Source organism: Escherichia sp. MOD1-EC6475 (genome assembly GCF_003046645.1).
In the GTDB taxonomy this organism is placed as follows: domain Bacteria; phylum Pseudomonadota; class Gammaproteobacteria; order Enterobacterales; family Enterobacteriaceae; genus Escherichia; species Escherichia ruysiae.
This window is the reverse complement of sequence record NZ_PZKQ01000064.1, coordinates 19836-44749: the sequence shown is the minus strand read 5'-3', so window position 1 is coordinate 44749 and position 24914 is coordinate 19836. Positions and strand designations below refer to the sequence as shown.

Below are 24914 nucleotides of genomic sequence, written 5' to 3'. Positions count from 1 at the left end.
GCTGTATGCGCGAGGTTACCGACTGCGGCCTGAGTTTTTTAAGTGACGGAAAATCGTGTTGAGGCCAACGCCCGTAATGCGGGCTGTTGCCCGGCATCCAACGACATTCATGGCCATATCAATGATTTTCTGGTGCGTACCGGGCTGAGAAGCGGTGTAAGTGAACTGCAGTTGCCATGTTTTACGGCAGTGAGAGCAGAGATAGCGCTGATGTCCGGCAGTGCTTTTGCCGTTACGCACTACGCCTTCAGTAGCGGAGCAGGAAGGACATCTGATGGAAATGGAAGCCACGCAAGCACCTTAAAATCACCATCATACACTAAATCAGTAAGTTGGCAGCATTACCGAGAAATACCCCCATATCCGGGCTTATTGGCCAACCATGAAATCCTGTTATACAGTCACCATGAGTCAAGTATTGTTGAATGGATATGAAGGCCTCTACATGACGAACAGATTTGTTAAGTTTTGCATCTAATTCTTTTTTTATTAAAACGGGTAAATTTTTATTAATTTGAGTATATATTTCCTTTTGCTGTTCCTCTATCTTTTTCATCATCGTGCATACATTATCTGTATGAATTTCATATTTAGATAAAATGTTTTCATTAACAGCATGGAACTCATTCAGATTAATAACAGATAGCTCCAATTTATTTTTTGGTTTTAATAATTCATTCTTAATATGATTTTTTATCCAGGATTTTTTCAAATTCTAACTTGTGTTTTTTTTCAATATCATGAATTTTTAATTCATACTCAACAGATTGCTGTTCCAAGCTAGACTGTAATATACTTATCTTCCGCTGCTGTTGTTTAATTTCTTCTTTTAGACTTTCTGCCTCAGTTATTTTTAATGCTACATTTCTAGTATAAATAGCATAGCCTATAGAAGGATGACGTTCTTGAAATAAATGGACCCGCCGCATGCCTACTTCATTCAAAACTTTGTCTAAATTTTTTAGGCTAGCTGAAAATGGTTCATCTTGTATGACTACCCTACTTACTACAACCTCTATTCGATGTAACATATCCCCCGCATGCTCAAGAATTTCTGGTGCGGGTAGGCAATCAATAAATAGCCAATTCAAGGGTAAGTTTTCACTTTTTTGTAGGCTATTAAGTGTGATACCATTATGTATTGCCTCTTCACCTATACACTTTATATTTGGCCATAGTGAATGTAATTGCTCTGGAGATAACAACCCGTTTTCTCGTGAGTTATCTACATAATGAAAAATATGTGGCTCACTCCCGAATATTACAATCTTATTCAAGAAAACCCATTCTTTATTTAAAGGAATATTATGTTTTAACAACTGAAACTGCTTCTGATTCCCTTCAACCAAAATGACAGGATTCACACATTTTTTGTAAAGCCATTGGACCCAAATACTGCTTCCATTTCCAGCACCAATGACCATGACGCCTGTCGGTGGATATATCGAACTTAAACAATCCAGCCATGTTTCCTCCGGTTGGGAAATCATAGATATTGATTTCATCGTATATTACTCACCTCGTTCTAATCGAAACTCTCGTACATTTTGTGCTAGTGCAAATGGGAGTTTAACCCAACCTAATGGAGACTTAATATTTTTAAGTAATGTCTGTCCTAATCTATAAGAAAGATGTTTTTTTACTCGTTCTGCTTCAAAGGCGTCATTATATGCATAAATAGGTGGTTCATTATTATGCACAATATCTTTCTTTTGATTTCGATATTTTTTAGCTTCAGAGCAAAGAGCCCAAGGCATTCCTAGCCAACCAAATAGTGAGTGCGAATGTTTTATCATAACTGCACCTAACTTATACCCTAGTTCATTTTTTATTCGCTGAGCTGCCCCATACAGTGGTACTGGTAATTGTTGCTTGAGCTTTTGGTTATCGTAATAATATTTCTCCAGTTCATCTTGGGCGCGATGTAGTTGGGATATTAATGATTTATTCTCTTCTTCTAATCGTGAAATGCCAGAACGCAGCTCTTTAGCTTTTTGTTCAGTCGCATTCAGTGATGATAACTTGCTTTGAAGCTCATGTATTGATCGTTGTGATAATTTTATTTGAGATTCACGTTCCTGCAATGTTTTTAATGTGGCTTTGAATTCTTTTTCAAGCTCACCTAGTTTAATTTCTAAACAATTACGTTCTTTTTCTTTTTCTTTAACTAATCTTTCCTTATCTTCAAGATGGCATTCCTTAATTTTAAGCTCTTTTTCTAAATTTTTCTTGTTTAAATAAAAGCTCTCTAAATCTTCCTGGGCTTCGTATAATTGTGACAATACTAACGATTGTTCTTTATTTTTTTCAGACAGTATAAGTTGAGTATCATTATTAATATTTTTGTATGCTTTATGGAGTGCGGTTATTAGTTTATAACTCACATCCTGTTGTTGCATAAAATTTTCAAAAGCCTTAGTTGGATGAATCTCTTGTATAAATGATTGAGACGGGAGATTAGCTACAGATTGTAATTCAGCATAAAGCTGTTGACTTGCAGGGTAGTATTCTAGTAAATGTTTTAGCAAGTAATTCTCTGTGATTTCATTTGAAAATGCAGTCCTGACAACTCTTGAGTCAATACCAGAAATATTAATTATATCTTGATGTATTACTGGAAGCTGACATGATAATTCATTAGTTTGAGAGGAATTTATAATATCTGTATTCTTTTCTATTAATGTTGAAGATAAAGATGGCAACTCAAGAAGATCTTGAATTTGTTGTATGCAATCCTCAGCATTCCTTTTTATTTGTTCAGAACTAACCAATATGCATCTTTTTTTATTTCGCAGAAAGAATCTTAATAATGCACTATTATATGCGTTCCAATTATTTATCTTTCTTTCAATATTTCTTTCGTCTACATATGTTTCGTTTTTTCTGTCTATTAATACTGACTGAGGCTTATCATAAACCAATACAAACATTAACTTATCATCAAGATCCAACCAATAATTTAGTAAAAATATTAAATTTGGATCTGACCACCCCCAAAATAATTGATCTATATTGTTAAGCATTAAATCCAAAACAAGGCTATTCCATACAGGAGAAATCTGTAATGGATGAAGTTCACTCTCGTTTTCAATATCTTCTAATGGATGAACTTGATAAGCATTACAAATAGTTGTAGTAATATCACTTGGCGTTAGATTTTCCCGCCTTGAGGATTTTGGATAAGCCATTCCTCTTTGTCTAAGAATATCCTCAACTTCCTCAAATTTTGAATTTGGGTGGCCAACAACAACTATTCTGTTCATCAAATTACCTTTTTGTTAACTATAGATGATATACGTATAAATATTTAAATTACATAGCATTGAATATATTACGATATAATTAACACTTCCTGGATAATAGCGTCTTTATAATCATTTTTATATAGCACCATAAATATACCATCAATAGAATTTGTTTTTATTTTCACTATGATGCATCATAAAAATAAAATTGTTGTTTATGTTGTTGAGATTTATTTGCATAACTATTTATGTTTAGTCATAGGATTCAGAATCGCCCAATATATAATATTTTAATTTTTTATACTCTTCTATCCCTTCCTGAACATCCTCATGAAAACTAACCACATTATCATCCTTAAATACAATGGCCACATCACAAAACTCTTTCAATGAATTCAAACTATGTGAAACCATCAAAAAACTAGACTCTTTATGCCTTTCTTTAAACAATTGAGCGCATTTTTCTTTAAACCTGGCATCACCGACCGCCGTTACTTCATCGACGATATAATAATCAAACTTAAATGCCATGCTTAAACCAAAGCCTAAACGCGATCGCATACCAGATGAGTAAGTTTTGATCGGCATATCGAAGTACTTACCGAGTTCGGCAAATTCTTCGACAAACTCAATTTTCTCTTTCAGTTCTTCTTGCTTCGCGTATAACCGCGCAACAAATTTTACGTTTTCGCGTCCGGTTAAACTTCCCTGAAATCCACCTGCGAGGCCGACTGGCCATGATATTGTTTTATTAGTGATGATCTTTCCACTGTCGGGGCGGTCAATGCCGCCAATCATTCTCAGTAACGTTGATTTACCAGCTCCGTTGCGACCAATAAAGGCAACACTTTTTCCTGAAGGGATTTCAATATTTAAATTCTTAAAGACATAATGTCGACCCGTTGGCGTGCGATAGGACTTCGTCAAATTTTCAATCTTAATCATGATGTCAGCATTGCCTCTTCACGCGTTCGGTATAACGCCAGCCCGATGAACAGGGTGACCAGAGTGAACATTGCAAGGTAGTTCAGACTCACGCCTTCGCTGATATAGCCAGGCATAACAGCCTCGCGGCTTAGCTCTACGACATGCACTAATGGATTCCAGAGTAGATATGACCAGTATTGCTTCGGAATCGAGTGTAGAGGGAACATGATGCAGGAGATGAAATACAGCGGCTTAAGCAGTATCGGCAGGACCTTTTGCATTTCAGGGAAAGTCTTACCAACGACCATGAATATTAAGCCAACGCCACATGAAAGAATGATTAACAAACTCCAGGTAAGCACAAGTTGTAAAAAGTTTGTTATTTCGAAATATTCGCCTGCCATCCAGACGATAAGCATAAGCAATATATAAACAGCAACGTAAATCAGTGTCTCAAGCAATGCACGCGCAATGATCGTATCGATGGGTTTTACTGGTCGATAATTAAACAGCCCCTGATTCGCTTCAATAGCACCTACAGAACGATTGCTGATACTGCTAAAGATAAAAAAGGGAATCAGGCCATTAAGTAAAAACACCGGGAATGAGATGTCTGGCATCGTGCGGTGCATAATGTAACCAAAAATGCCCAACAGTATCAGCAAATGCGCAGAGGGTTCGAGAATCGCCCACAAATATCCCAGACGGAACTTACCAAAGCGTGTTCGTATTTCTCGTAGAAATAATGCCTCTACGGTGACTTTCTGGACTTCAAATCCACTTCTTGCCATTTGATGATGTGATCCTAATCTCTTCAGGTACGCTACCGCCCTTGGCTTAACAGCTACCAATACACTGGAGGTAATGCTTATTTGTAACTGGATAAAATTTACTCAGACGGTTTGACCTTTTTAATAGCCGCAAAAAATTTCAGCAGAAATTATTTCCGCAGGGATAAATAGTTCTATTTCCGTCTCGTTTCTTCTAATCCATTCTTCAGGCATGAATGTATTCGGTCTTCTGGTAACTTCAGAAAACTGGCCGTTTTAGAATGTAGAGTTAATTTCTCAGGAAATTATTTTTTGTTATTACTGTTAACTACTTGATTATAATATCACCTATGGATTTTATGCGTAACAATACCTGCAATCTGTTTCAAACCAGAACGCACGCGATTGATTACCAATAAATTGTTCACCGAGAAACTATTTCCCTATTTAAAATTCACTCATGTACTTCTTATTTATATCTACAGCCCCCTCTTTACAGTCACATTTGTGATTTACATCACATTTAAACGGTGTTATTTAAGCCCCACTAATAATTCCGTGAGTAATTATTTTCATCAATTAAAATATACATCTTGATTATTTTGTACATTTATTTTAACCAGCGTTACAGCCAGCATTATCCCTCAGTAGATATACCTGAGCAGACATTTCTTAAAATCGTCGAATAGCTTCCCTGGAAATTATTATGCTTATTTGAAATTCCCTTTCTGATTATCTCCAGTAATTTTACTAATTTCCAGGCTACACAAAATACAGATCACATAAGAATTATCCTATATGTTTTGACCTATCAATTGTTACTCAATGATTTATTACAACTATTAATAATCATAATGTGTCAAAACACTTAAGCATCTTTACAGTCTTAGAAAGGTGTCGATTAACGAAGGCTACATGGTGAAAAACAGGTTCCTTCAGTGTTACCGAATATTCCGTGGTGGTCTGGAGGGAGATAATTCTTGCTACATCGAAACTCAGCCCGGTGAGCGGGTTTGACAGTTCCGCACTCACCATTGGGCTAAGGGTTATCAGGTGGGGTTAAGGAAATGGCAAAACCTACCCCCGCCCAAACTCCAGTCGCTGCACGTTCACCATTCCTGCCTTTTCATCTGCACTGACATCAATTTGTGTCACCTGCAGCGCATATTTTTCATCCAGCGCGTTTAACCAGTTCAGCAGGTCATTAAACACCACAGGTTCTATCCAGACCTGAATATTCTCCCCGCGCTCGGCTATCCGCTTGATGACCACAGAGTGCGCCGACGCACTGTCACTGATAACCCGCGATAGCTGAACGGGCGTTGTCGTGCCGGATTTTCGCGCCGCAATAATATTCGGCGCAGTGCTCTTCAGTCGCGCGTTCATCGCCACGAGCTGCTGCAACATTGTCTCCCGCTGCTCAATCCGTTCGCTCAACGGCTGCCAGATGAGGACGTAATATCCGACGCTAAACAGGAACACCACCGCTGCCAGTAACATGCCTTTTTCACGCGGCGAACGCCCCGCCAGGTGCTGTGCTAGCCAGTGTTCGCCACGGCTTAACTGGCGTTCACGCCATTGCTGAAAATATTGAATAAATTTATCGCGTAACATGTTATTTCCTCCGCAACGTTACGCCGCCGGAAACCGCATCACCCTCTTTCTGTAACGCGTCCTGTTGCACAACATAATCTGCCGCCAGTGCGCTACGCAGTTTGTCGAAGCTGGCAAAGTTCGCAGCCCGTAGCTGGAGGTGAAGCGTCTGGCGTTTTTGATCAAAGGTGAAACCACGCATTTCGATGTCGGTAAGTGACGCTGATTTCAGGGTACTGGCGATCGCTGACAATTCTGCGAGCAGCCGGGTATCGTCGGCCTGTGGGCGATATTTTTTCAGCGCCATCGTCACCTGAGAGCGTAAATTCACAATCCGCTTCTGCTCCGGGAATAGCGTTAAGAACTGTTTCTCCGCCTGGGTGCGGCTTTGCGCCACCTGTTCGCTGACGCTCCATAACGTCACGCCCCGTTCCACTACCAGCGCAACCAGAATCAGCAATATCGGCAGAATCATCACCCGCCAGCGCGCCCACTGTTTTCGGTAGCTGACACGAGGCTGCCACGGCCCTGTTAGCAGGTTTCCTTCCGGTTCTCCATAAGTGGTAATAGCTGGCAGAGCCGTCACTGTCAGGCGTTCGGCGTCCGCCTCAGCCCATGCAGATAGCTCTTCCGGTTCAATGCCGACCACGGTTAGCGAAAGCGGTAAATCCTGCTCATTGAGCTGTGCGCGGAACATGACCGGAGCCAGCGCCCGCCCGGCGCTCCATCCCCGACATTCATCGATGCGGCAGATAACCCGTTGCGCATCGCCAGCCATATAGCCACAAGGAATGGACATCCAGTCCGGCGCGACGGTAGCGCGGGTGATACCGTTTTCCTGCAACCACTGCGCAATGTTGCGCATATGCTGCTGGTGAATCACTGCCACGGTTGCCAGTTGCTGGTCGATTTTCAACGGGGCGAAATGCAGTTCGTCGATATCCTGGTTCAGCTCTTCTTCCAGTAAGGCGGGCAGAATAGTCGGTATCTGCTTGCGGGCGACATCAGGCAGTTCAACCTGCCAGACGCTGATCCATTCGCCGGGAATGTAGAGTCGAATCGCATCAGTTTGCAGCCATTGCTGGAGATGCTCATCGGCAGCGTCAGGCCAGATGCCGTGCTCCACGTCGGGTGTACGGCGCTGCCAGCGGATGGGGTCGGTGGCGCAAAGCGGGAAAAAAATCTCAAGCATGGAACTCACTCACTTTCTCCTGTCTGATGCCAGAGAACCGAAAAGTGTTGTGGCCCCATGCGGACAATTAACGAGTTCATCGTCAGTTCAATCTCATTCACGGTGATATCCGAACGCAGCCAGAAGTAATTGCTGTCCACGCTCAGGACGGTTTTTAGCTGTTTTTTAGTACGCTCATCGACGTCAGCAAGTAGCGGCTGTGCAAGAAACTGATCGACATCTTCCCAACCCTTTGCCGGACGTTGTTGTAGTAACGCCCGCGCCTGAACAGGGCTTAACCACGGGTCAAACAGCGCCTCAAGAATTACGCTTTGCGTGACGTCTAAGGTGTTGATGTTGATTTGCTGGCGGGTCATCGGCAGCGCACAAACCAGCGGTTTCAGTTTTTGATAGAGTCCGGCGTCCATTCCCTGCACCACGCGCATCTCGCTGATATCAGCCAGCGGTTGATTCGCGGCATAGAACGGCACCGAGCGGGCGAGATACTCGCTGTCTTCACGCCCCAGACGCGTCTGCACGCTGCGATCTTCGTCAATAAACTCCCACAGGCTTTCGGCTATCAGTTCGGCTCGATAAGCAGGCACATCCAGGCGCGAGATCAGGGCAATCAACTGTTGTACCGCAAGCGGACGCGATGCCGTCGTCGGCTGAGCGAGAGCATTCAGGTTAAAGCAGGCCTGTGCGTCACGCAGGGTGACGGCAATTTGCCCCTGCGGCAGAGGAAAAAAACGAGGGCCGGGTGCCCACAGCTGCGCCAGATGCACGCGTTGTTCATTTTTCAGGCTCAGACTGAGCGCGCTCAGCGCCAGGCTTTCTGCACTGGCGCTGTACCACAGTGCCTGCTGGTACTCCTGCTGGCTGCGCGTTCGCCCAAGTTGTTGTTGCATCCGCCCGGAAAGCGTGATGGTTACCAGCATTATGACCGCCAGCAATATCAGCACCACGACCAGTGCCATTCCGCGTTTTGGTGGTGAGGTGATCATGATAATTGCGGCCCGCGTAACAACCAGATGCGTTCAATCTCGCCCCATTGCGGCGAATGCAGAGTCATGCGCACCGCCACAGGGATCGCCTGCCCTGACGACCAGCTCTCCTGCCAGCGCGTGCCGTCGTAGAACTGCAAACGGAGCGAATCTGCCGGGATTAATTTTTGCGTTGTTGGCTTCACACTGCCTGCTGCATCGGTCAGCGGCCAGGACAATCGTTCAAGATAACCGTCATGAATGCGGTAACCGACGGTGAGCAGATTACTGCGCGGCAGGCGCATCAATGGATTAACCACACCGCCACGCACAAAGCGTATCCCTTCACTCTCAGACGCCAGCACGCCAGCGCCAACCAGTAACGCCGGTTCCCGCTGCCCCTGCTCGCCTCTTACCGGGCGTGGCATCATTTGTGTCAGATCGTGGGTCAGAAAACTCATCGTTTGCTGCATGAGGTTTAGTTTTTGATCGTGTTCGGCGACGGCGCTATTCACGCGCGTAACGCCGTTTGTCACCTGCTGTGCCATCAGTGCCAGAGAGGCAAAAATGGCGATTGCCACCAGCATTTCCAGTAACGTGAAACCAGCGCGAGTCTTTTTCATTGCTGGCCTCCCACGGAGCTAAACCAGGCGCGTCGTGACTGAACCACCGACGAAAAGTCTTCGTGACGGCTGACTTCAATATCCACCGCCTGAAGCAGCGCGTTACCTGTATTCAGCGGTGTGGTTCGCCAGTACCAGCGGCTTCCTGCCATATCGCTCTCGCCCTGATGCCTGACCGCCCGCTGCTCGCGGGTCATCAGGTAGAGCAGTGCGATTTGGTTTTCAGCTACCCAGCCCGCTACTGTTTTCTCCTCAAGAACTTGCTGATTACTCAGCGCACCGCTGGCAATCTGTAACACTGCCGTGGCAGCCAGCGCAAAAATCGCCAGCGCGAGCATCACTTCCAGCAACGTAAATCCGCGCTTCATGGCATCCTCTCATCACATTGATTGAGGGATAACGCGCCATCGTGCGCCAGCTTTACCGCCCAACATGCGTTTTGCGCCGCCGAATAGAATCGCAGCGTAAACGGCGTGGCGGGTTCAAAAGGCGAAAAACGGATCTGCGGCGTCTTCTTTTTCGCCTCTTTTTGCAGCTCCAGTTCAATATCATGCAGCGTCAGGCGACGACGTTGCAGCTCCAGAGTATATTCCTTCTGCCAGATATCACTTCCGGGTTGTAACAGCATCTGCACCTGTTTCGGCACCGTAACCTGTGCCGATAACCGGGTCGCAGAAACGGGCAACCACTGCCCCTGACGACGCTGCATAAACTGGTAGCCAGGCGGGTCGATTAACACACCGAGTGTTTTCCCTTCGATCACTGCCCTGTCCTTAAACTGCGCCAAGCGAGTCAGAAAATCCTGCGCCGCTTTTTTCGCGGGCGATTCAGAATCGGTCGCAAAAGTCTGTACCACGCCCACACTGGCAAGGCCGATAAGGAAAATCACCAGCATGATTTCCAGAAGAGTGAATCCGCGTCCAGGCACTGATTACTGAAACTCCTGCAAATTCCAGTTACCGATATCTGCGCCAGCGCCTTCTCCGTTTTCCTGACCATCCGCCCCTAAGGTGTAAACATCAAACATCCCTTTTTCACCGGGGCTGAGATACTGATAATCATTGCCCCACGGATCTTTTGGCAATCGTTTAATGTATCCACCTGGACGGTAGTTGCGGGAATCCGCCATATTGGCCGGTTGCTGGATCAGCGCCTCAAGCCCCTGCTCGGTGGTCGGATAACGCCCGTTATCCAGTCGGTACATATCCAGCGCGTTTTCCAGCGCCACGATATCGCTGATGGCTTTTTGCCGATCCGCTTTCTCTTTGTTGCCCAGCAGGTTAGGCACCACCAGGCTTGCCAGAACGCCAAGAATAACAATCACCACCATCACTTCCAGCAGGGTAAAACCTGCCCGTGGTTTTTGTGTGCGGGATAATGAATTCATGTGATAACTCCGTAAATTACATTCCAACCATATTGTTCAGTTGCAGCATTGGTTCGAGGATGGCGATGACGATAAACAGCACCACGCCCGCCATCATCACCACCAGCGCCGGTTCAAACAGCCCTAATGCCAGCCCCACCTGGGTATCAAATTCCCGCTCCTGGTTGACTGCGGCCTGTTCAAGCATGGTTTCTAGCTCGCCGCTCTGTTCACCGGAGGCGATCATGTACAACATCATCGGCGGGAACAGGCGCAACTCCGCCAGCGCGGCGCGCAGACTGCTTCCTTCGCGGACGCGATCTGCCGCCAGCAGCAGTTGTTGCTCGACATAGCGATTTGCCGACACGGCGGCGGCGGTCTGAATGCCTTCCAGTAGCGGAACACTGCTGGCAGTGAGGATGCTTAAAGTGCGGGAAAAACGCGCCGTATTCAGCCCGCGCGCAACCCGCCCCGTCACGGGCAGGCGCAGCAAGGTTTTATCCCAGCGCAGTCGCATAGCAGGATTTTTGAGTAGCCGTTGCCCGAGCACCAGAAGTCCCAGCAAACCTACCAGCCAGTAAACGCCGCTGGCCTGTAACGCGTCGCTCATGGCGATAAGCGCGCGGGTGGAAGCGGGCAGCGCGTGTCCGAGATGATCAAACTGTTCGATAATTTTCGGCACTACCGCTGTCAGCAAAATAGTGACCACGCCTGTTGCCACCACCAGCAATACCAGCGGATAGAGCATGGCCTGCAACAGTCGTGATTTCAGGCGCTGGCGCTGTTCGGTGTAATCCGCCAGGCGATTGAGCACCACGTCGAGATGCCCGGATTTTTCTCCGGCAGCCACCATCGAACAAAACAGAGAATCAAAGACGCGGGGATGTTCGCGCAGGCTGTCCGACAGGGTGTAACCCTCCTGAATCCGGCTGCGTAGCGCCATTCCGAGGCTTTTTACATGCAGTTTTTCACTTTGCTCACTGACCGCCTGTAAGCAGGTTTCCAGCGGCATTGCTGCCTGCACCAGCGTTGCCAGTTGGCGCGTGAACAGCGCCAGATCTGCCGCCGCCACGCGACGATTTGCGTGCCGCCGACGCTGCAACATTCCCCCTGACGAAGCATTCAGCCGGGCTTCAATGTGCACGGGAATGAGGTCTTTACCGCGTAACAACTGGCGGGCATGACGCGCGGAATCCGCCTCAATCATGCCTTTGGTTTTGCGACCATTACGCTCCAGCGCCTGATAGTAAAACAGTGCCATTACGCCTCCATGGTTACCCGCAGAACTTCATCGAGAGAGGTTTCTCCGGCGAGCACTTTCTCAATGCCGTTGCTGCGGATACCCGCAGAGTGTTGCCGGACATAACGTTCCAGCTCCAGTTCCCCGGCCTGACGGTGGATCAAATCACGCAATGTGGCGTCCACCACGATCAGCTCATGGATGGCAGTACGTCCGCGAAAGCCTTTGTGATTACAGGCGGGACAGCCCTGCGGATGGTACAGAGTGACGGTTCGCGCATCGGTAATCCCCAGCAGGCGTTTTTCTTCGTCGGTGGCAGGCACGGGCTGGCGGCAGTCGGGGCACAGCGTGCGAATCAGCCGCTGCGCCATCACGCCCGTCAGACTGGAAGAGAGCAGGAAAGGCTCCACGCCCATATCCTGCAAACGCGTAATCGCCCCCACCGCCGTGTTGGTATGCAGCGTGGAAAGTACCAGGTGCCCAGTGAGCGACGCCTGAACCGCGATTTCTGCGGTTTCGGTATCGCGGATTTCACCGACCATCACCACATCCGGGTCCTGACGCAAAATCGCGCGCAGGCCACGGGCGAAGGTCATGCCGACGCGGGTGTTGACCTGCGTCTGACCGATCCCTTCAATCATGTATTCGATAGGGTCTTCAACCGTGAGAATGTTGCGCGAATGGTTGTTCAGCTCCTGCAATCCGGCGTACAGCGTGGTGCTTTTGCCGGAACCTGTCGGCCCCGTCACCAGAAAGATACCGTGCGGTTTGTGTAACAGCTGGCGCAACTGCGCGGTCAGTTCATGGCTCAACCCCAGACGCTCCAGCGTCAGGCGGGCCTGGTTTTTGTCCAGCAGTCGCAGCACCACGCGCTCGCCCCAGGCGGATGGCATGGTGGAGACACGCACGTCAATCGCCCGACCGCCCAGCAGCAGCGCAATACGTCCATCCTGCGGTACGCGCTTTTCGGCGATATCCAGCCGTGCCATCACCTTAATACGCGATACCAGCAGCGAGGCCAGTTTGCGCCCCGGACGCAGCATTTCATGTAATGTGCCGTCAACACGAAAACGGATCACCAGACTCTTTTCAAACGTCTCGATGTGGATATCCGAAGCGCCTTCTTTAATCGCCTCTGCCAGCATGGCGTTGATCAGTTTGATGATTGGCGCATCGTCGTCACTTTCCAGCAGATCTTCCGTTTCCGGCAGCTCTTCTGCGAGGGTAAAAAAGTCCTCGGCAGAACCGAGATCTTCCATCAGCTGGCGAGCCTCGGAAGAGTCCCGCTGCCAGACCGCATTCAGCCGCTGTTCAAACTCGGCCTCATCGATTTGCCGCAGCGTAAAGGGCGCGTTCAGCCCCCGTTGCAGCTCCTGCAAAACAGAGAGCGACAACGGATGCACATGGAGGATCTCCAGCGACGCTTCGCACCATGCCACCAGGCTAAACCGACGGCTGAAACTGTAGGGCAGACGCACGGTGTTAGCGGTGGTTTCCTGTGCTACAGGCACCATTAACGCGTTCTCCCGGCATTGAGGAATGCACGTACTTCCGGCGGTAGGGCCTGGTTTTGCGCTGGCAGTACCGGCTGCGCGGTGTGCGGCATCAGGCTTAAGCCTTGCTCATCGCGATAAATCTGCTCGGCGCGCATATAGTTATATTTGCGCTGCGACACGCCGTCTGCCGCCATACCGTCACGCAGAATCGTCGGGCGGATAAACACCATCAGGTTACGTTTTTCTTTTTTATCTGCCGTCGATTTAAACAGGTTACCAATCAACGGGATATCGCCCAGCAACGGCACTTTCGCCACGCTTTCTCCCGCCTGGTCGTCCATCAGACCGCCAAGCACGATCAGCTCACCATCGTTAGCTAGCACGGTGGTTTTCAGTTTGCGCTCACCAAACACCACATCGAGGCTGGTCTGCCCTTCCACTTTCGAGACTTCCTGCTCAATCACCATCTGTACCGCGTTACCTTCGTTAATCTGCGGCGTGACTTTCAGCATGATGCCGACTTTTTTCCTCTCTACCGTGTTGAAAGGATTGCTGTTATTGGAGCCAACGGTAGATCCGGTTAATACCGGAACATCCTGCCCCACCATGAAGAAGGCTTCCTGGTTGTCCAGCGTGGTGATGCTCGGCGTGGAGAGCACGTTAGAGCTGGAGTCGTTTTTAACCGCCTGCACCAGCGCCATCCAGTCGCCTTTCACCACGCCAACCGCCGTACCGCTAAAGCCGGAAAGTAGCTGAGCGAGCGTGGAGAGATCGCCGTTGGTATCCGGGTTAATGGTGGTGGCACCGTTTTCGCTGATCACCGTGGAGCCTTTCTGCGGTTTCGCCTGAGAAATCGCCGCCCCCAGCGTGCCGATAGGGATCTGCGTGCCGTTGGCAAACTGCATTAACCCGGCATCTTTCGACGCCCACTGTACGCCGAAGTTGATATTGCTGCCTTCGGCAACTTCCACGATCAACGCCTCGACATGCACCTGAGCACGGCGAATATCCAGTTGTTCAATCACGCTTTGCAGCGACTGCATGATGTCCTGCGGCGCGGTAACAATCAGGGCATTACTGTGTTTACTGGCGGCGATGGAGACAACCTCACGCCCGCTACCGACCGTGCCTTCCGCCTCTTCTTTAGCGGCGGTGAGCGTGCCGCTGACCTGTTTCAGAACATCGACCAGATCTTCGGCTTTGCTGTATTTGAGATAGAACACCTGGCTGTTGCCGCTGCGCTCCATTTCTGAGTCCAGACGACGGATCAGGCGGCGCATTTTATCCCGCGTGGCGGGATCGCCGCTGATAATCACGCTGTTGGTGCGTTCATCGGCGACAATCTGTGATTTCAGCGTCGCTGGCTGGTTCTCGCCGCTGTTTTTGGTCAGGCTTTCCAGCACGCGGGCAATTTCCGAAGCCGAGGCGTTATCCAGCGGGATCACCTCTTCAGTGCGATTTCCCGCGTGATCCACGCGCTGGATCACTTCCGTCAGCCGTTCCACAACCGAGGCGCGTCCGGTAAGCATAATCACGTTGGAGGGATCGTAATTAACAACGTTGCCTGAGCCTGCGCTGTCGATCATCTGGCGCAAAATCGGTGCCAGTTCGCGGACCGACACATTACGTACCGGCACTACTTTGGTGACCATTTCATCGCCCGCGTAGTTGTCGCTGCCTTCACCGACCAGCGGCAGCGGCTCGACTTTCGCGGCGCTGGATTTCACCACCTTCAGCACATCGTTTTCCATCGGTACGACGGCATACCCCTGCGCTTCCAGCAGGTTAAGGAATAGCTGGTAATACTGGCGTTCATTGAGCGGGGTCATGGTGCGAATACTCACTTTCCCCTGTACGCCTGGTCCCATAATGATGGTTTTATTAAGGTTAGCGCCGACGGTTTCGATGAACGATTTCAGGTCGGTATCTTTAAAATTGGCGGTAAAGGTGGCTTCTTCCGCCCAGACCGGTGAACTACATAATGCCGCTGCCAGCACCAGCGGCAGTAAACGCTTTTTTGTTTTGAGGCCAGTTGTCTTCTTACGCCAGACCGACAACGTAATATCACGCCAAAACACGATGAATGATTCTCCTGGATTAAATGCGGTTAGCGCAGCGCGATGGAAATGTCGTAGCGCGCACCCTTGCGTAAAACCGTAAGTTGAATGGAATCCATTGAAGGTAACTGCCGCATCAGAGCAATCATTGCTCGTGGATCAGTGAAATCCTGCTGATTTAACGCAATGGCGATATCGCCTTCCTTGAAACCGCTGGCATCGAACAGAGAACGATCTGCCCCCGGTTTCACTGCATAACCGACAATCCCCTCCTTACGCACGGGCGTAAGCTGGATATAGTTAAAAATTTTCTGCGGATCTTTCGCCAGCGCCTGACGCACGGCTGCCGGGATCTCAACTGGCGCACTGGCAGCAGGCTCAACAACAGCTTGCTTTGCTTCGTCACTGACGGCTTTTTTGTTGGTCACGGCTACGGTAGAACGCTCCTCTTCTGCCAGACTGAGGCGCTCCATTTTTCCCTGATAGCGCAGCATCACATGGTCGCGATTGATTTCCTCAATCACCGCGTTGTGAGAACCAAGCCGTTCCCCCTGCAAATAGACCTGCTGTTTGCCGCCTTCTTCAATAACCGCACCGGGTCTGGCACCAAAGGCGATCCCGCGCAGCACCACGTTAAGACGCGTTTCTGCCACAGGCGCTGGTTCGGGTTGCTTTACCGGCGCGGCGACGGGCTGATATTTGCCAAACCAGTTTTGCTGGCTGATTAATTGCACGTCTTTTTTATCGAACTTTTTTGCATCCGCACGTGCCGGTTTATTCGCCGATGGGGAAACCGCCGTATATTCCGCAGAAAAGGAGATATAGCGCCAGAGTGAATACGCCATTTTTGCAGAAATAATAAGCAGCATCAGCCAGAACATCGCGCGTACAATTTTTCGCAGATGCTCTTTGTCTGTATTAAGAGATTGTCTCTGGCTAAGAGTGTGACGAATTTTAGTCAGCCACTGAATGAGATAAATTCGTGCGTCACGAAAAACAACCCGCGCCAATTTATATACCCGACGTTATGCTTTGACTATTCCACAGGTGGTGCGATCCAGTTTCCGCTGATACTGGTTACCTGTACGTGTATCATTAATCGTTATGCTGTAATTAATTCCCTCGGTAATCATTAATTTCACCGTCGGGTCAGCGCACATTTGTCGTTGATAGCTGGTTAAAAAGGCGTCAGGCGTCTGCGTGGTCTGGGCACCCGCTTCGCTGATAATGGTCATTTTTACCGTCGTGCCGCTACTTTGCGCCAGCACTAAGGTATATCCCGCAGATTTAATTGGCAGGTTTTGACTGATATTTTGCGCCTGTTTTTTCGCCAGTAAACTGGCGTTTTCATTATGGCTGGCGCAGCCACTTAATAATCCTGTAACGCTCAACAATAGCGATATTAATACCCTCCCTGGCATCTGTTTTATCGACATGGTTAATAATCTCTAAGGTTATTAATAAGAGTAAAAATGTCACTTCGATAATGACATTGTTATCATTAAAGCAATGCCTGTAGATAAAGTGTTGCTATACCGCCCAGACTTAAACACGGTCCAAAAGGCAGCGTGGTTGATCCTTTCTTTGTAATAACGGCATATATCAGGCCGCAGCATGAGGCGATTAAAGCAACATTGGGCAGCGACAACGCCCCCACCCAGCCACCTAAAGCGGCGAAGAGTAATACATCGCCCATGCCTAATGCTTCTTTACGCAGAACTATTCCGGCTATCCAGCGCAGCGAGTAAAAAGAGATAAACCCTACCAGTACGCCAGTAACTGCGTCTTGTAGCGTGAGCGGACTCTGCTGCGCCCATGCCGCAATCAGCCCCGTCCACAATACGCCCTGAGTAAAGACATCGGGGAGCCATTGGTTATCGAGGTCGATGATGCTCGCGGCAATCAGCCAGGCGGATAATATCATCACCGCCAGCCCCCATCCACTTTCCGGCCAGACCAGACTCGCCAGCAAAAAAGCGAGTGCCGTCAATAACTCCACCAGCGGATAACGCTTGCTGATTTTCGCCTGACAGTCACGGCAGCGCCCTTTGAGCATCAGCCAGGAGAGCAGCGGAATGTTGTCACGAACGCGGATGGTCTGCTGGCAATGCGGACAGTGCGAACGTGGCAGGGCAAGGCTTATTTTTGACTGCGCACTCGGAGTTTCCCCCTGAAACTCCGCCATTTGTTGGCGAAGCATGATGGGGTAACGCCAAATCACCACATTCAAAAAACTGCCGATGATTAATCCTCCAACGGTTGCCAGGATGGGCATCACCGCTGGATATTGCTGAAAAACATCAAAATGCATGGTTAAAGGTTGTTTGTTGTAACTTGCCGGATGCGGCGTAAAACGCCTTATCCGGCCTACAGGTATCTGCCAACGCAAGTAATCGCGGCTTTCCCTGAAGACCCGATAAGATGGCGCATCGGGCATATGTGTTAACCCGATGCGCCTTATATCATGCCGGATGCGGCGTGAACGCCTTATCCGGCATACAGGCTTACTCGGCAGACATCTTATGCTCGGTAACCTTGTTAATGGTTTCCGGCCCCTGTTCCGGTTTCGGCAGATTAAGCGCCGCGAGCTTGTTGTAAGCCGACTGGCTCACACCGCCCTCGAAGCTCATCTCGCTCGCCCCCGGCAGCTGGTAAGCATTCGCACCCGGATTCCATTTCTTAAAGAACGCGGAAAGATCCGTCTGGGCTACCCAGGAGGCACACAGCATCAGCGTGTCGGCAGCGTTACCGTTGGATTCGGCACAGTAATTCTTGCCGCCGAAGGTGCTATCACCGACATCATCGCCGCGTGCTTTACGATGCATCAACTGGAACAGGTTCCAGCCTTTCATCCCTTCACGATCGCTGTAGAACTTAGGCAGAGGAGTGCCATCTGGATACCATTTCTTGATATCAAAGTTTTTCTCTGCCCATTCCTTCAACTGTGCGTACATCAGCAGACGGTCACCCGCACCGCCGCGCGCCCATGCCTGACCGTTGCTCTCGTTCAGATATTCCGGCGCAACGGTAATATCGTCAGCGACACGGTTCATCTTGCCGAGATAGCGATCCTGCATGTACAGCGCCAGCACGTTGTTCGCTACTTCAGTTGCGCCCGGTACAGTCAGTGGCGTTTCTGCAGCGTTGTGCCCTACTTCGTGCCAGATCAGCCAGTCGTTCAGCGGCGTCGTCGGCAGCGTGGTGCTGTTCGTCGAGAAGCTGCTGTTCATTACCGGATAACCAGAGTGCGCATCACCAATGGAGATCTGCACATCGTTGGCGAAACGGTGTTTATGCCCCGTCAATGCTTTATAGGTAAACATCCGGTGCTTACCTTGCTCGCCATCACGACCGTAGAAGTCATTCATCGAGCTGGCAAAAGTATCCAGATCTTTAGCGAATTCTGCTACGCCACCAGTGAAATTGCTGGCCTCAAGGTTCTTCTTCGGCGTGGTGTAGACGAAAGAGTCTGACTCCAGCTCACCCAACGGCGCCGGTGAGTTCAGAGCGTTTTTCCATTTACCGTCTTTATAGAACGGCGCTTTTACCACACCGGTAAAGGTGAAGCTGGCAGATTTATTATTCTCCTTGCTGTCGCCCTTGATATAAATCAGACCACCGTAAGGAACCGTAAACTTCACCGTACCATTAGCCTCCAGAGTATACGTTTTAGTCACTCTCGGCGGACGGTTCAGCGCGACTTCATGCTTCTCACGTCCGGTCAGGTCGTCAGCCAGCGCCACGGTGACAGTCACAGGAACGTCCGCCGTAGACTCGATGGTGACCTCTTTCTGAGCCGGAGCCCACAGACCAGTAGACTGCATGTTACCCGCAAACCATTTGGTCGGATTCGAGTACAGGCTGATGGTTTCAGTAACATTCTCACCCTCTGCCGATACCGCTCCCGGATACTTCTCGACATCAACTTTGATGTTCAGATCCCACCAAGAACGCCCCAGCATCAGACGCGTCAGCGGTTTTTCCATATAGTTGAGCGGATAGCTCGGGTTCATCATGCCCGCTTTGCCGCTACTTTCACCGTAGATCATCTTGTTATCGACAAGCGATTGTTTCAGCTCTGCGGAGCACTGCGTGCCTTTGGTGTAAGCATTGTTGGCGTAGCAGTTCAGGAACTCGGTGAACGTTTTAAAGCCCAGCTCGTCATCCTTGTCGTTTTCATAGCGGTATTCTGTATCGTTCCACAGCCAGACCGACATGTTCTGGTACAGACGTTCCAGATCGACGCTGCTCAGACGCTCACCTTTGCGACCATTGGTACGGAAGTAAAGCTCGTGCTGATACAGGCGCTGAATGTTGGTTCCCAAATCCGCTGCCTGTAGCATCGCTTTCGCGGTGTCGGCGCTGAGATTCAGTTGCGTATAGCGCGGAACATACATGCCCCCGGTTACCGGAACACCCGTGCCAGGACGATGTTCCAGGCAGTTGACCTCGTAGTGGTAGTCAGGATCCTTACACACCTCTAATCCAGGAAATGCCTTAAGGATTTTTGCCTTTGCCGCCTCCAGGGACTCGTTTGTTTCATGCTCCGCCTCATCGATAAAGGCATAACGCTTGACCTGTTTGCCATCGACATCTTCCAGCCAGCTGGCCACTTCCAGTTTCGGCTTGTCATCAGGCTTGTTTTCTTGCTGGTATTTCCAGATAACTTCTTTCGTTGTTTCATCAATGGTATACGGCGGTTTACCGTCGACAAACGGATAACGTTCATATACCCAGATGCCTTTTTCACGCTGCTGACGAACGCGATCCGGATACCCTTGAGGATCGTTATTCACCACCGACTTGTTCAGTGCCATCGACAGACCTGCGGCATCAAGCAGACGAACAAAGCCAGATGCGCTCTCTTCCTTAAGGTTGCTCATCACGTTTTCCATGATCAGCACCGATCCGCCTTTGTTCAGATAGGCGATCAGATCGGTCACATCCTGCTGAGTCAGCTTCGGTTTGCTGGTGTCTGCACGCAGCGGGATTGCATAGGGATCGTTACCCACCTGAGTCACATACTCAAAGCCGTTGAGGATCAGCAGCGGCATTTTCTGCGGATCGAGATCGCCATAGCTACTTAAATGTTCAACGGAGATACCCGCAAAATCCGGATGGAAGCCGAACTCAGCACTGTTTCCTGTAACCTGACCATGACGTTTGAAATAGACGGTATCCAGGTTGGTGCCCACGGTCATGCTGGTTTTCGCGTCTGGAGTCCAGCTATTGTTAGACAGATAGCGCAACACGTTCTGCATAAAGTGCTTCATGTCATTTGAATCACCGTTACGCATACACTGACCGTTTTTATCAACACCGCCTTCCCAGCTGTAACCGTTCGGGCAACGCAGGATGCTGTTGTAGTGCGGGTTACCGATAACCATCAGTTTGCCCTCACCAACTTGCCCCAGCGAGATAAACGGCAGGTTGAAGGTGGCAGTTTCGCGTGTCACGTTCTCCGGTCGCACAATGGAAGGCGCTTCCGTAATGTACGCCAGCTCGTTTTTATCCCAGGCGCGTTTTTCGCCAAACGCCAGCCAGTAGTTTTTATCATTACGCGCCATCAGAATCGGGAATGCCGCGTTGGAGATATTCACCACCGCCTGACCACGCGCATTACCGGTGCTACCATAGAAGTTGGTAGAGTCATGGAAAACGTGGAATTTCGTCACTGATTTGTAATCTTTATCCACACCCCACAGCTTGTTGATAACGCCCTGAATCTGACCTTCGTTAATGCTGCGCGCGGTCAGCGAGAACCAGCGCGGAGAGTTACAACCGTCGGTTTTCGCACAGATTGCAGTATCGATCTCTTTGGCCTGACCCGTTTCAAACTGTTCGATAAATTCGTTAGGCAGAGTAACAACTTGATCACCTTCACCCAGCGTCGCACCGTTGGATAAAGAGAGATTGATAATCTCGTTGATCACGTTGGGATATTCAGCAAAGACCTTGCGCACATCGTCCGGAACGACACGGGTATTATTTTGTCCGGCTTTCGAATAGCGGTGGATCAGCTGATCGATATTTGCCCCGCGAACTTCATCGCCCAGTTCCGTCAGTGCAATAGTCGACTTGTTACCGCGCACTGAGCCAAGTTCAAAGGTGTCGATGCCAAAGGAGATGGTTTCCCCCCAGCTAAAGGAAAACTCGCCGTTTTCTCCGGTTACACCACGCCCTGAATTGGTGTAGTAGTTGACGCCAACCACGCCATTCCCCTGGCTATCTACCAGACGACCTTCAGAAAGAATGATTTCCGTAGGTTGATACTGATAAAACTGTTCCGCGTTAGCCGACACGAAGGAAGCGTTCAGATCCGGCTTTGTTCCCGGCGTCGTGACGGGCACTACCGGTGAAGTATGAGTGGATGGCGCCTTATCGGTCGCGGCATTGTTTTCCACCTCTTCATTGACCAGCTTTTTGAACTCTTCCGGAGTCAGATCGATTTGCTTATACAGCGAGTCGAAGCGTTTACTCTCGATCACCGAGGAGAACGTCAGGCAAACCTGTTCTGTATCCGCCGGACAACTGTTCATGGAGGTTACCAGCGAGAGCGCATTGCTTTTCTTGTCGTCGGACTCCGCCAGTTCTTGCGAGTCCTCAAGGCTAAACGACACTTTTTCAACCGCACGCAGGCTACGCGCAGCTTCTGACTGAGTGTTGAAGGTGGCAATTGTCGTGTTACCCGCTACGCAAGTAACGTCCTCGCCAGGTGTAAAAGTAAAGCCGTCGCTGGATTCACCATTACATTTAGCACCGATTACCCGCTGGCTTCCGCCCAGGGTCAGATAACCCGTTTTAGTAGGAACAGGTTCTGGCTCCGGTTCTGGCGTTGGCTCTGGATCAGGTGTCGGGTCCGGAGTAGGTTCAGGCTCCGGCGTCGGCTCCGGGTTTGGTGTTGGATCAGGTTTCACTTCCGGCAAAGACCCTGTTCCAGAATCTACAGGCGGAGTATCGGAGGACGATCCTGAACCACCGCCATCACAACCGGCTAACAGGGTTGCGCTTAAAATAGCCGCTAAAAGCGATTTCTTATATTTAAATTTCTTATTCATTAATAACGCAAGTGACAAAATAAAGTTAAAAGATTCGTAACTGGGGAAATAGTTTTATGCTTTATCTTCTCTAATAATTTCCTCCATTCTTAAGAAAACTGCATTATTGATAACGAAACAGGTAAAATTTATAAGAATATCCCCTATACGATGTCAGTCGGGGTATTTATCAAAAGATTTAACAAACAAAAAAGTAACAATTATTCACAATGTGACTATCTCAAGTTGTTGATAGTTTTAACGATTGCGATTGCAAAAGCAACAGATAGCACGGTGTTTACTCATCAAGCGAACATAATTAATACAGACTTGTTTTGCGGGACAAAAAAATAGATATTCTCACGCGCTTAATTATTTAGCGGGTTATCTGAACACAAAACATTATTGCCGCATAGATAATAAATCAGGAAATGATTTTTTTAATTAATAAGACAGAATAATGTAACCAGAAAAGAATGAAGCCGGATGATATTGACGATCATCCGGCTTTGTTGACTTACGAGACTAACATTCCGGTAAACACATACGCCTGCAACAGCGTGATAATGCCAATAACGCTGGCAAAGATCAGACTGTGTTTCACAGTGTAGCGGAACAGTTCAGATTCTCGGCCCACCATGCCTGTTGCGGCGCACGCCACGGCGATAGATTGCGGAGAGATCATCTTGCCGGTCACGCCGCCGCTGGTATTTGCTGCCACCAGCAGGGTGTCAGAGACGTTGATTTGCTGCGCGGTGGTTGATTGCAGTGAACCAAACAGGGCATTCGAGGATGTGTCCGAGCCGGTAAGGAATACCCCCAGCCAGCCAAGGAACGGTGAGAAGAACGGGAACATCACGCCAGTGCCCGCCAGTACCAGCGCCAGCGTGGTAGACATGCCGGAATAGTTGGTCACGAAAGCAAATGCCAGCACCATGCCAATCGACAATATCGGCCACTTCAGGCTAATTAGCGTTTCGGCAAAGACGCCAATGCCTTTCTTGATCCCCACGCCGAGAATGAAGATAGAGATAATCGCCGCAATAAAAATAGCGGTGCCGCCAGCGGACAGCGGGTCGAATTTAAACACCGCATCCATCGGTGTCGGCTGGGCGACAATGGGTGCCGCTTTCAGTACCTGCTGATGCAAATGAGGGATCTGGAAATTAATCACCAGCGAATAAAACGCACCGCCCGGCGCAAATAACGCTTTAAATGGCTTCATCGTCCAGATGGTGACCAGCACCGTTAAGATTAAAAAGGGTGACCAGGCGCGAATGATTTGCCCCAGACTATATTCTGAAGGCACGGGACCGCCAGAAGACGGTTTATTCACCACCATCGCACCTGCGGATTGCCCCATGCTGATTGCCGTTTCGGTATTTTTCGGTCGCCAGACTTTAAGGAATAAAGAAAGTGAGACGATACTCACCAGCGCCGAAGTAATATCCGGCAGTTCAGGACCAATGTAGTTAGAGGTAAAGAACTGGGTAACCGCAAAGCTACCACCCGCAACCAGCGCCGCTGGCCACGTCTCTTTCACCCCTTTCCAGCCGTCCATCATCGCCACCAGCCAGAACGGTACAAGAACTGACAAGAACGGCAACTGACGTCCCGCCATTGCACCGATGTCGAACGGATCGATTCCCGTTACCTGACCGGCGACCAGAATCGGCACGCCCAATGCACCAAACGCCACCGGCGCAGTGTTGGCAATCAGGCACAGCCCCGCCGCATATAACGGTTTGAAGCCCAGCCCCACCAGCAACGCCCCCGTAATCGCCACCGGTGCACCAAAGCCAGCCGCCCCCTCCAGCAGCGCGCCAAAGGAGAAACCAATCAGTAGTACCTGCAAACGTTGATCGTCGGTGATGGAGATAACCGAGCTGCGGATAATATCAAACTGCCCGCTGGCAACGGTTAATTTATAGAGGAATACCGCTGCGACAATAATCCACGCAATCGGCCATAAGCCATAAATAAAGCCATATCCCGCAGCAGCAAATGCCATATCAATCGGCATTTTAAAGGCGAATATCGCAATCAATATCGATAATATAAGGGTTATTGCTCCGGCGACATGTCCTTTCAGACGTAATACCGCGAGTGCAACGAAGAAGAATATTATCGGGATCAAGGCGACCAGAGCGGATAGCCCCAGTCCTCCCATCGGCATATACATTTGGGTCCAGGTAACCATATTGTTCAGTCTCTTATTATCTTTATATGCTTGATATACTTAAGGTTGTAATAAGCAAAAGAGGACTGAACTGTAAAATATAGGGGTTATACTTTACAGCAACAGCACGCCGCTAACGCAATTGCTACCTCTGGCATAACAAGTATATCGGGTAAGGGTTTCTGTTCCGCACACGCAGGTGCAGAGTATCGTTAAGATGTCCATAT

Annotated in this window: 20 protein-coding genes and 1 pseudogene; all 21 read right to left on the bottom strand. The window is 49.2% G+C overall.

Features of this window, described 5'->3' with window-relative positions; all coding sequences use genetic code 11:
- Positions 1-291 (bottom strand): annotated as a pseudogene (locus A7589_RS19865) (IS1-like element transposase); the annotation flags it as partial.
- 28 nt (positions 292-319) lie between these two features.
- Entirely contained in the window at positions 320-712 is a 393-nt protein-coding gene (locus A7589_RS23390) for a hypothetical protein (RefSeq protein WP_235613323.1), read from the bottom strand.
- Positions 681-1505: a hypothetical protein gene (locus A7589_RS19860; RefSeq protein WP_235613322.1), complete on the bottom strand. Its 825-nt coding sequence runs from the start codon at positions 1503-1505 to the stop codon at positions 681-683. The genes A7589_RS23390 and A7589_RS19860 overlap by 32 nt, the downstream gene beginning before the upstream one ends.
- A gap of 6 nt (positions 1506-1511) precedes the next feature.
- Complete coding sequence (locus A7589_RS19855) at positions 1512-3263, bottom strand: DUF8374 domain-containing protein (RefSeq protein ID WP_108188976.1); 1752 nt, start codon at positions 3261-3263, stop codon at positions 1512-1514.
- A gap of 234 nt (positions 3264-3497) precedes the next feature.
- Positions 3498-4190: an ABC transporter ATP-binding protein gene (locus A7589_RS19850; RefSeq protein ID WP_021524958.1), complete on the bottom strand. Its 693-nt coding sequence runs from the start codon at positions 4188-4190 to the stop codon at positions 3498-3500.
- On the bottom strand, positions 4187-4963 hold the full coding sequence (locus A7589_RS19845) for an ABC transporter permease (protein WP_000124294.1): 777 nt from the start codon (positions 4961-4963) through the stop codon (positions 4187-4189). Before A7589_RS19845 ends, A7589_RS19850 begins: the two co-directional genes overlap by 4 nt.
- Positions 4964-6019: 1056 nt before the next feature.
- Positions 6020-6556 (bottom strand): GspM family type II secretion system protein YghD, encoded by a 537-nt coding sequence (gene yghD, locus A7589_RS19840; RefSeq protein ID WP_004018100.1) that lies wholly within the window; start codon positions 6554-6556, stop codon positions 6020-6022.
- Position 6557: 1 nt separating this feature from the next.
- Positions 6558-7736 carry a type II secretion system protein GspL gene (gene gspL / locus A7589_RS19835; RefSeq protein WP_108188975.1) on the bottom strand — a complete coding sequence of 393 codons (1179 nt, stop codon included), beginning with the start codon at positions 7734-7736 and terminating at the stop codon, positions 6558-6560.
- Positions 7733-8710: a type II secretion system minor pseudopilin GspK gene (gene gspK / locus A7589_RS19830; RefSeq protein WP_105282615.1), complete on the bottom strand. Its 978-nt coding sequence runs from the start codon at positions 8708-8710 to the stop codon at positions 7733-7735. The genes gspL and gspK overlap by 4 nt, the downstream gene beginning before the upstream one ends.
- Positions 8707-9312, bottom strand: coding sequence for a type II secretion system minor pseudopilin GspJ (gspJ, locus tag A7589_RS19825; RefSeq protein ID WP_105282614.1), 606 nt, complete (start codon positions 9310-9312; stop codon positions 8707-8709). The genes gspK and gspJ overlap by 4 nt, the downstream gene beginning before the upstream one ends.
- Positions 9309-9680 (bottom strand): type II secretion system minor pseudopilin GspI, encoded by a 372-nt coding sequence (gene gspI, locus A7589_RS19820; RefSeq protein WP_021551396.1) that lies wholly within the window; start codon positions 9678-9680, stop codon positions 9309-9311. The genes gspJ and gspI overlap by 4 nt, the downstream gene beginning before the upstream one ends.
- A complete protein-coding gene (gspH, locus tag A7589_RS19815; RefSeq protein ID WP_105282613.1) occupies positions 9677-10240 on the bottom strand; it encodes a type II secretion system minor pseudopilin GspH in 564 nt (187 codons plus the stop codon). Before gspH ends, gspI begins: the two co-directional genes overlap by 4 nt.
- Before the next feature lie 3 nt (positions 10241-10243).
- Positions 10244-10699, bottom strand: coding sequence for a type II secretion system major pseudopilin GspG (gene gspG / locus A7589_RS19810; protein WP_001087292.1), 456 nt, complete (start codon positions 10697-10699; stop codon positions 10244-10246).
- Positions 10700-10715: 16 nt separating this feature from the next.
- Positions 10716-11939, bottom strand: coding sequence for a type II secretion system inner membrane protein GspF (gspF, locus tag A7589_RS19805; protein WP_108188974.1), 1224 nt, complete (start codon positions 11937-11939; stop codon positions 10716-10718).
- Complete coding sequence (gspE, locus tag A7589_RS19800; protein ID WP_105282611.1) at positions 11939-13432, bottom strand: type II secretion system ATPase GspE; 1494 nt, start codon at positions 13430-13432, stop codon at positions 11939-11941. The genes gspF and gspE overlap by 1 nt, the downstream gene beginning before the upstream one ends.
- Positions 13432-15492: a type II secretion system secretin GspD gene (gene gspD / locus A7589_RS19795; protein ID WP_000498820.1), complete on the bottom strand. Its 2061-nt coding sequence runs from the start codon at positions 15490-15492 to the stop codon at positions 13432-13434. Before gspD ends, gspE begins: the two co-directional genes overlap by 1 nt.
- 29 nt (positions 15493-15521) lie before the next feature.
- Positions 15522-16481 (bottom strand): type II secretion system protein GspC, encoded by a 960-nt coding sequence (gspC, locus tag A7589_RS19790; RefSeq protein WP_105282610.1) that lies wholly within the window; start codon positions 16479-16481, stop codon positions 15522-15524.
- 15 nt (positions 16482-16496) lie between these two features.
- Positions 16497-16907, bottom strand: a complete 411-nt coding sequence (gene gspS2, locus A7589_RS19785) for a type II secretion system pilot lipoprotein GspS-beta (RefSeq protein WP_001309757.1) — start codon at positions 16905-16907, stop codon at positions 16497-16499.
- Positions 16908-16972: 65 nt separating this feature from the next.
- Positions 16973-17782, bottom strand: a complete 810-nt coding sequence (pppA, locus tag A7589_RS19780; protein WP_001372632.1) for a prepilin peptidase PppA — start codon at positions 17780-17782, stop codon at positions 16973-16975.
- Between the two features lie 193 nt (positions 17783-17975).
- Positions 17976-22529: a lipoprotein metalloprotease SslE gene (gene sslE, locus A7589_RS19775; protein WP_105282609.1), complete on the bottom strand. Its 4554-nt coding sequence runs from the start codon at positions 22527-22529 to the stop codon at positions 17976-17978.
- Positions 22530-23025: 496 nt separating this feature from the next.
- On the bottom strand, positions 23026-24708 hold the full coding sequence (glcA, locus tag A7589_RS19765) for a glycolate permease GlcA (RefSeq protein WP_000259282.1): 1683 nt from the start codon (positions 24706-24708) through the stop codon (positions 23026-23028).
- Positions 24709-24914: the final 206 nt, after the last annotated feature.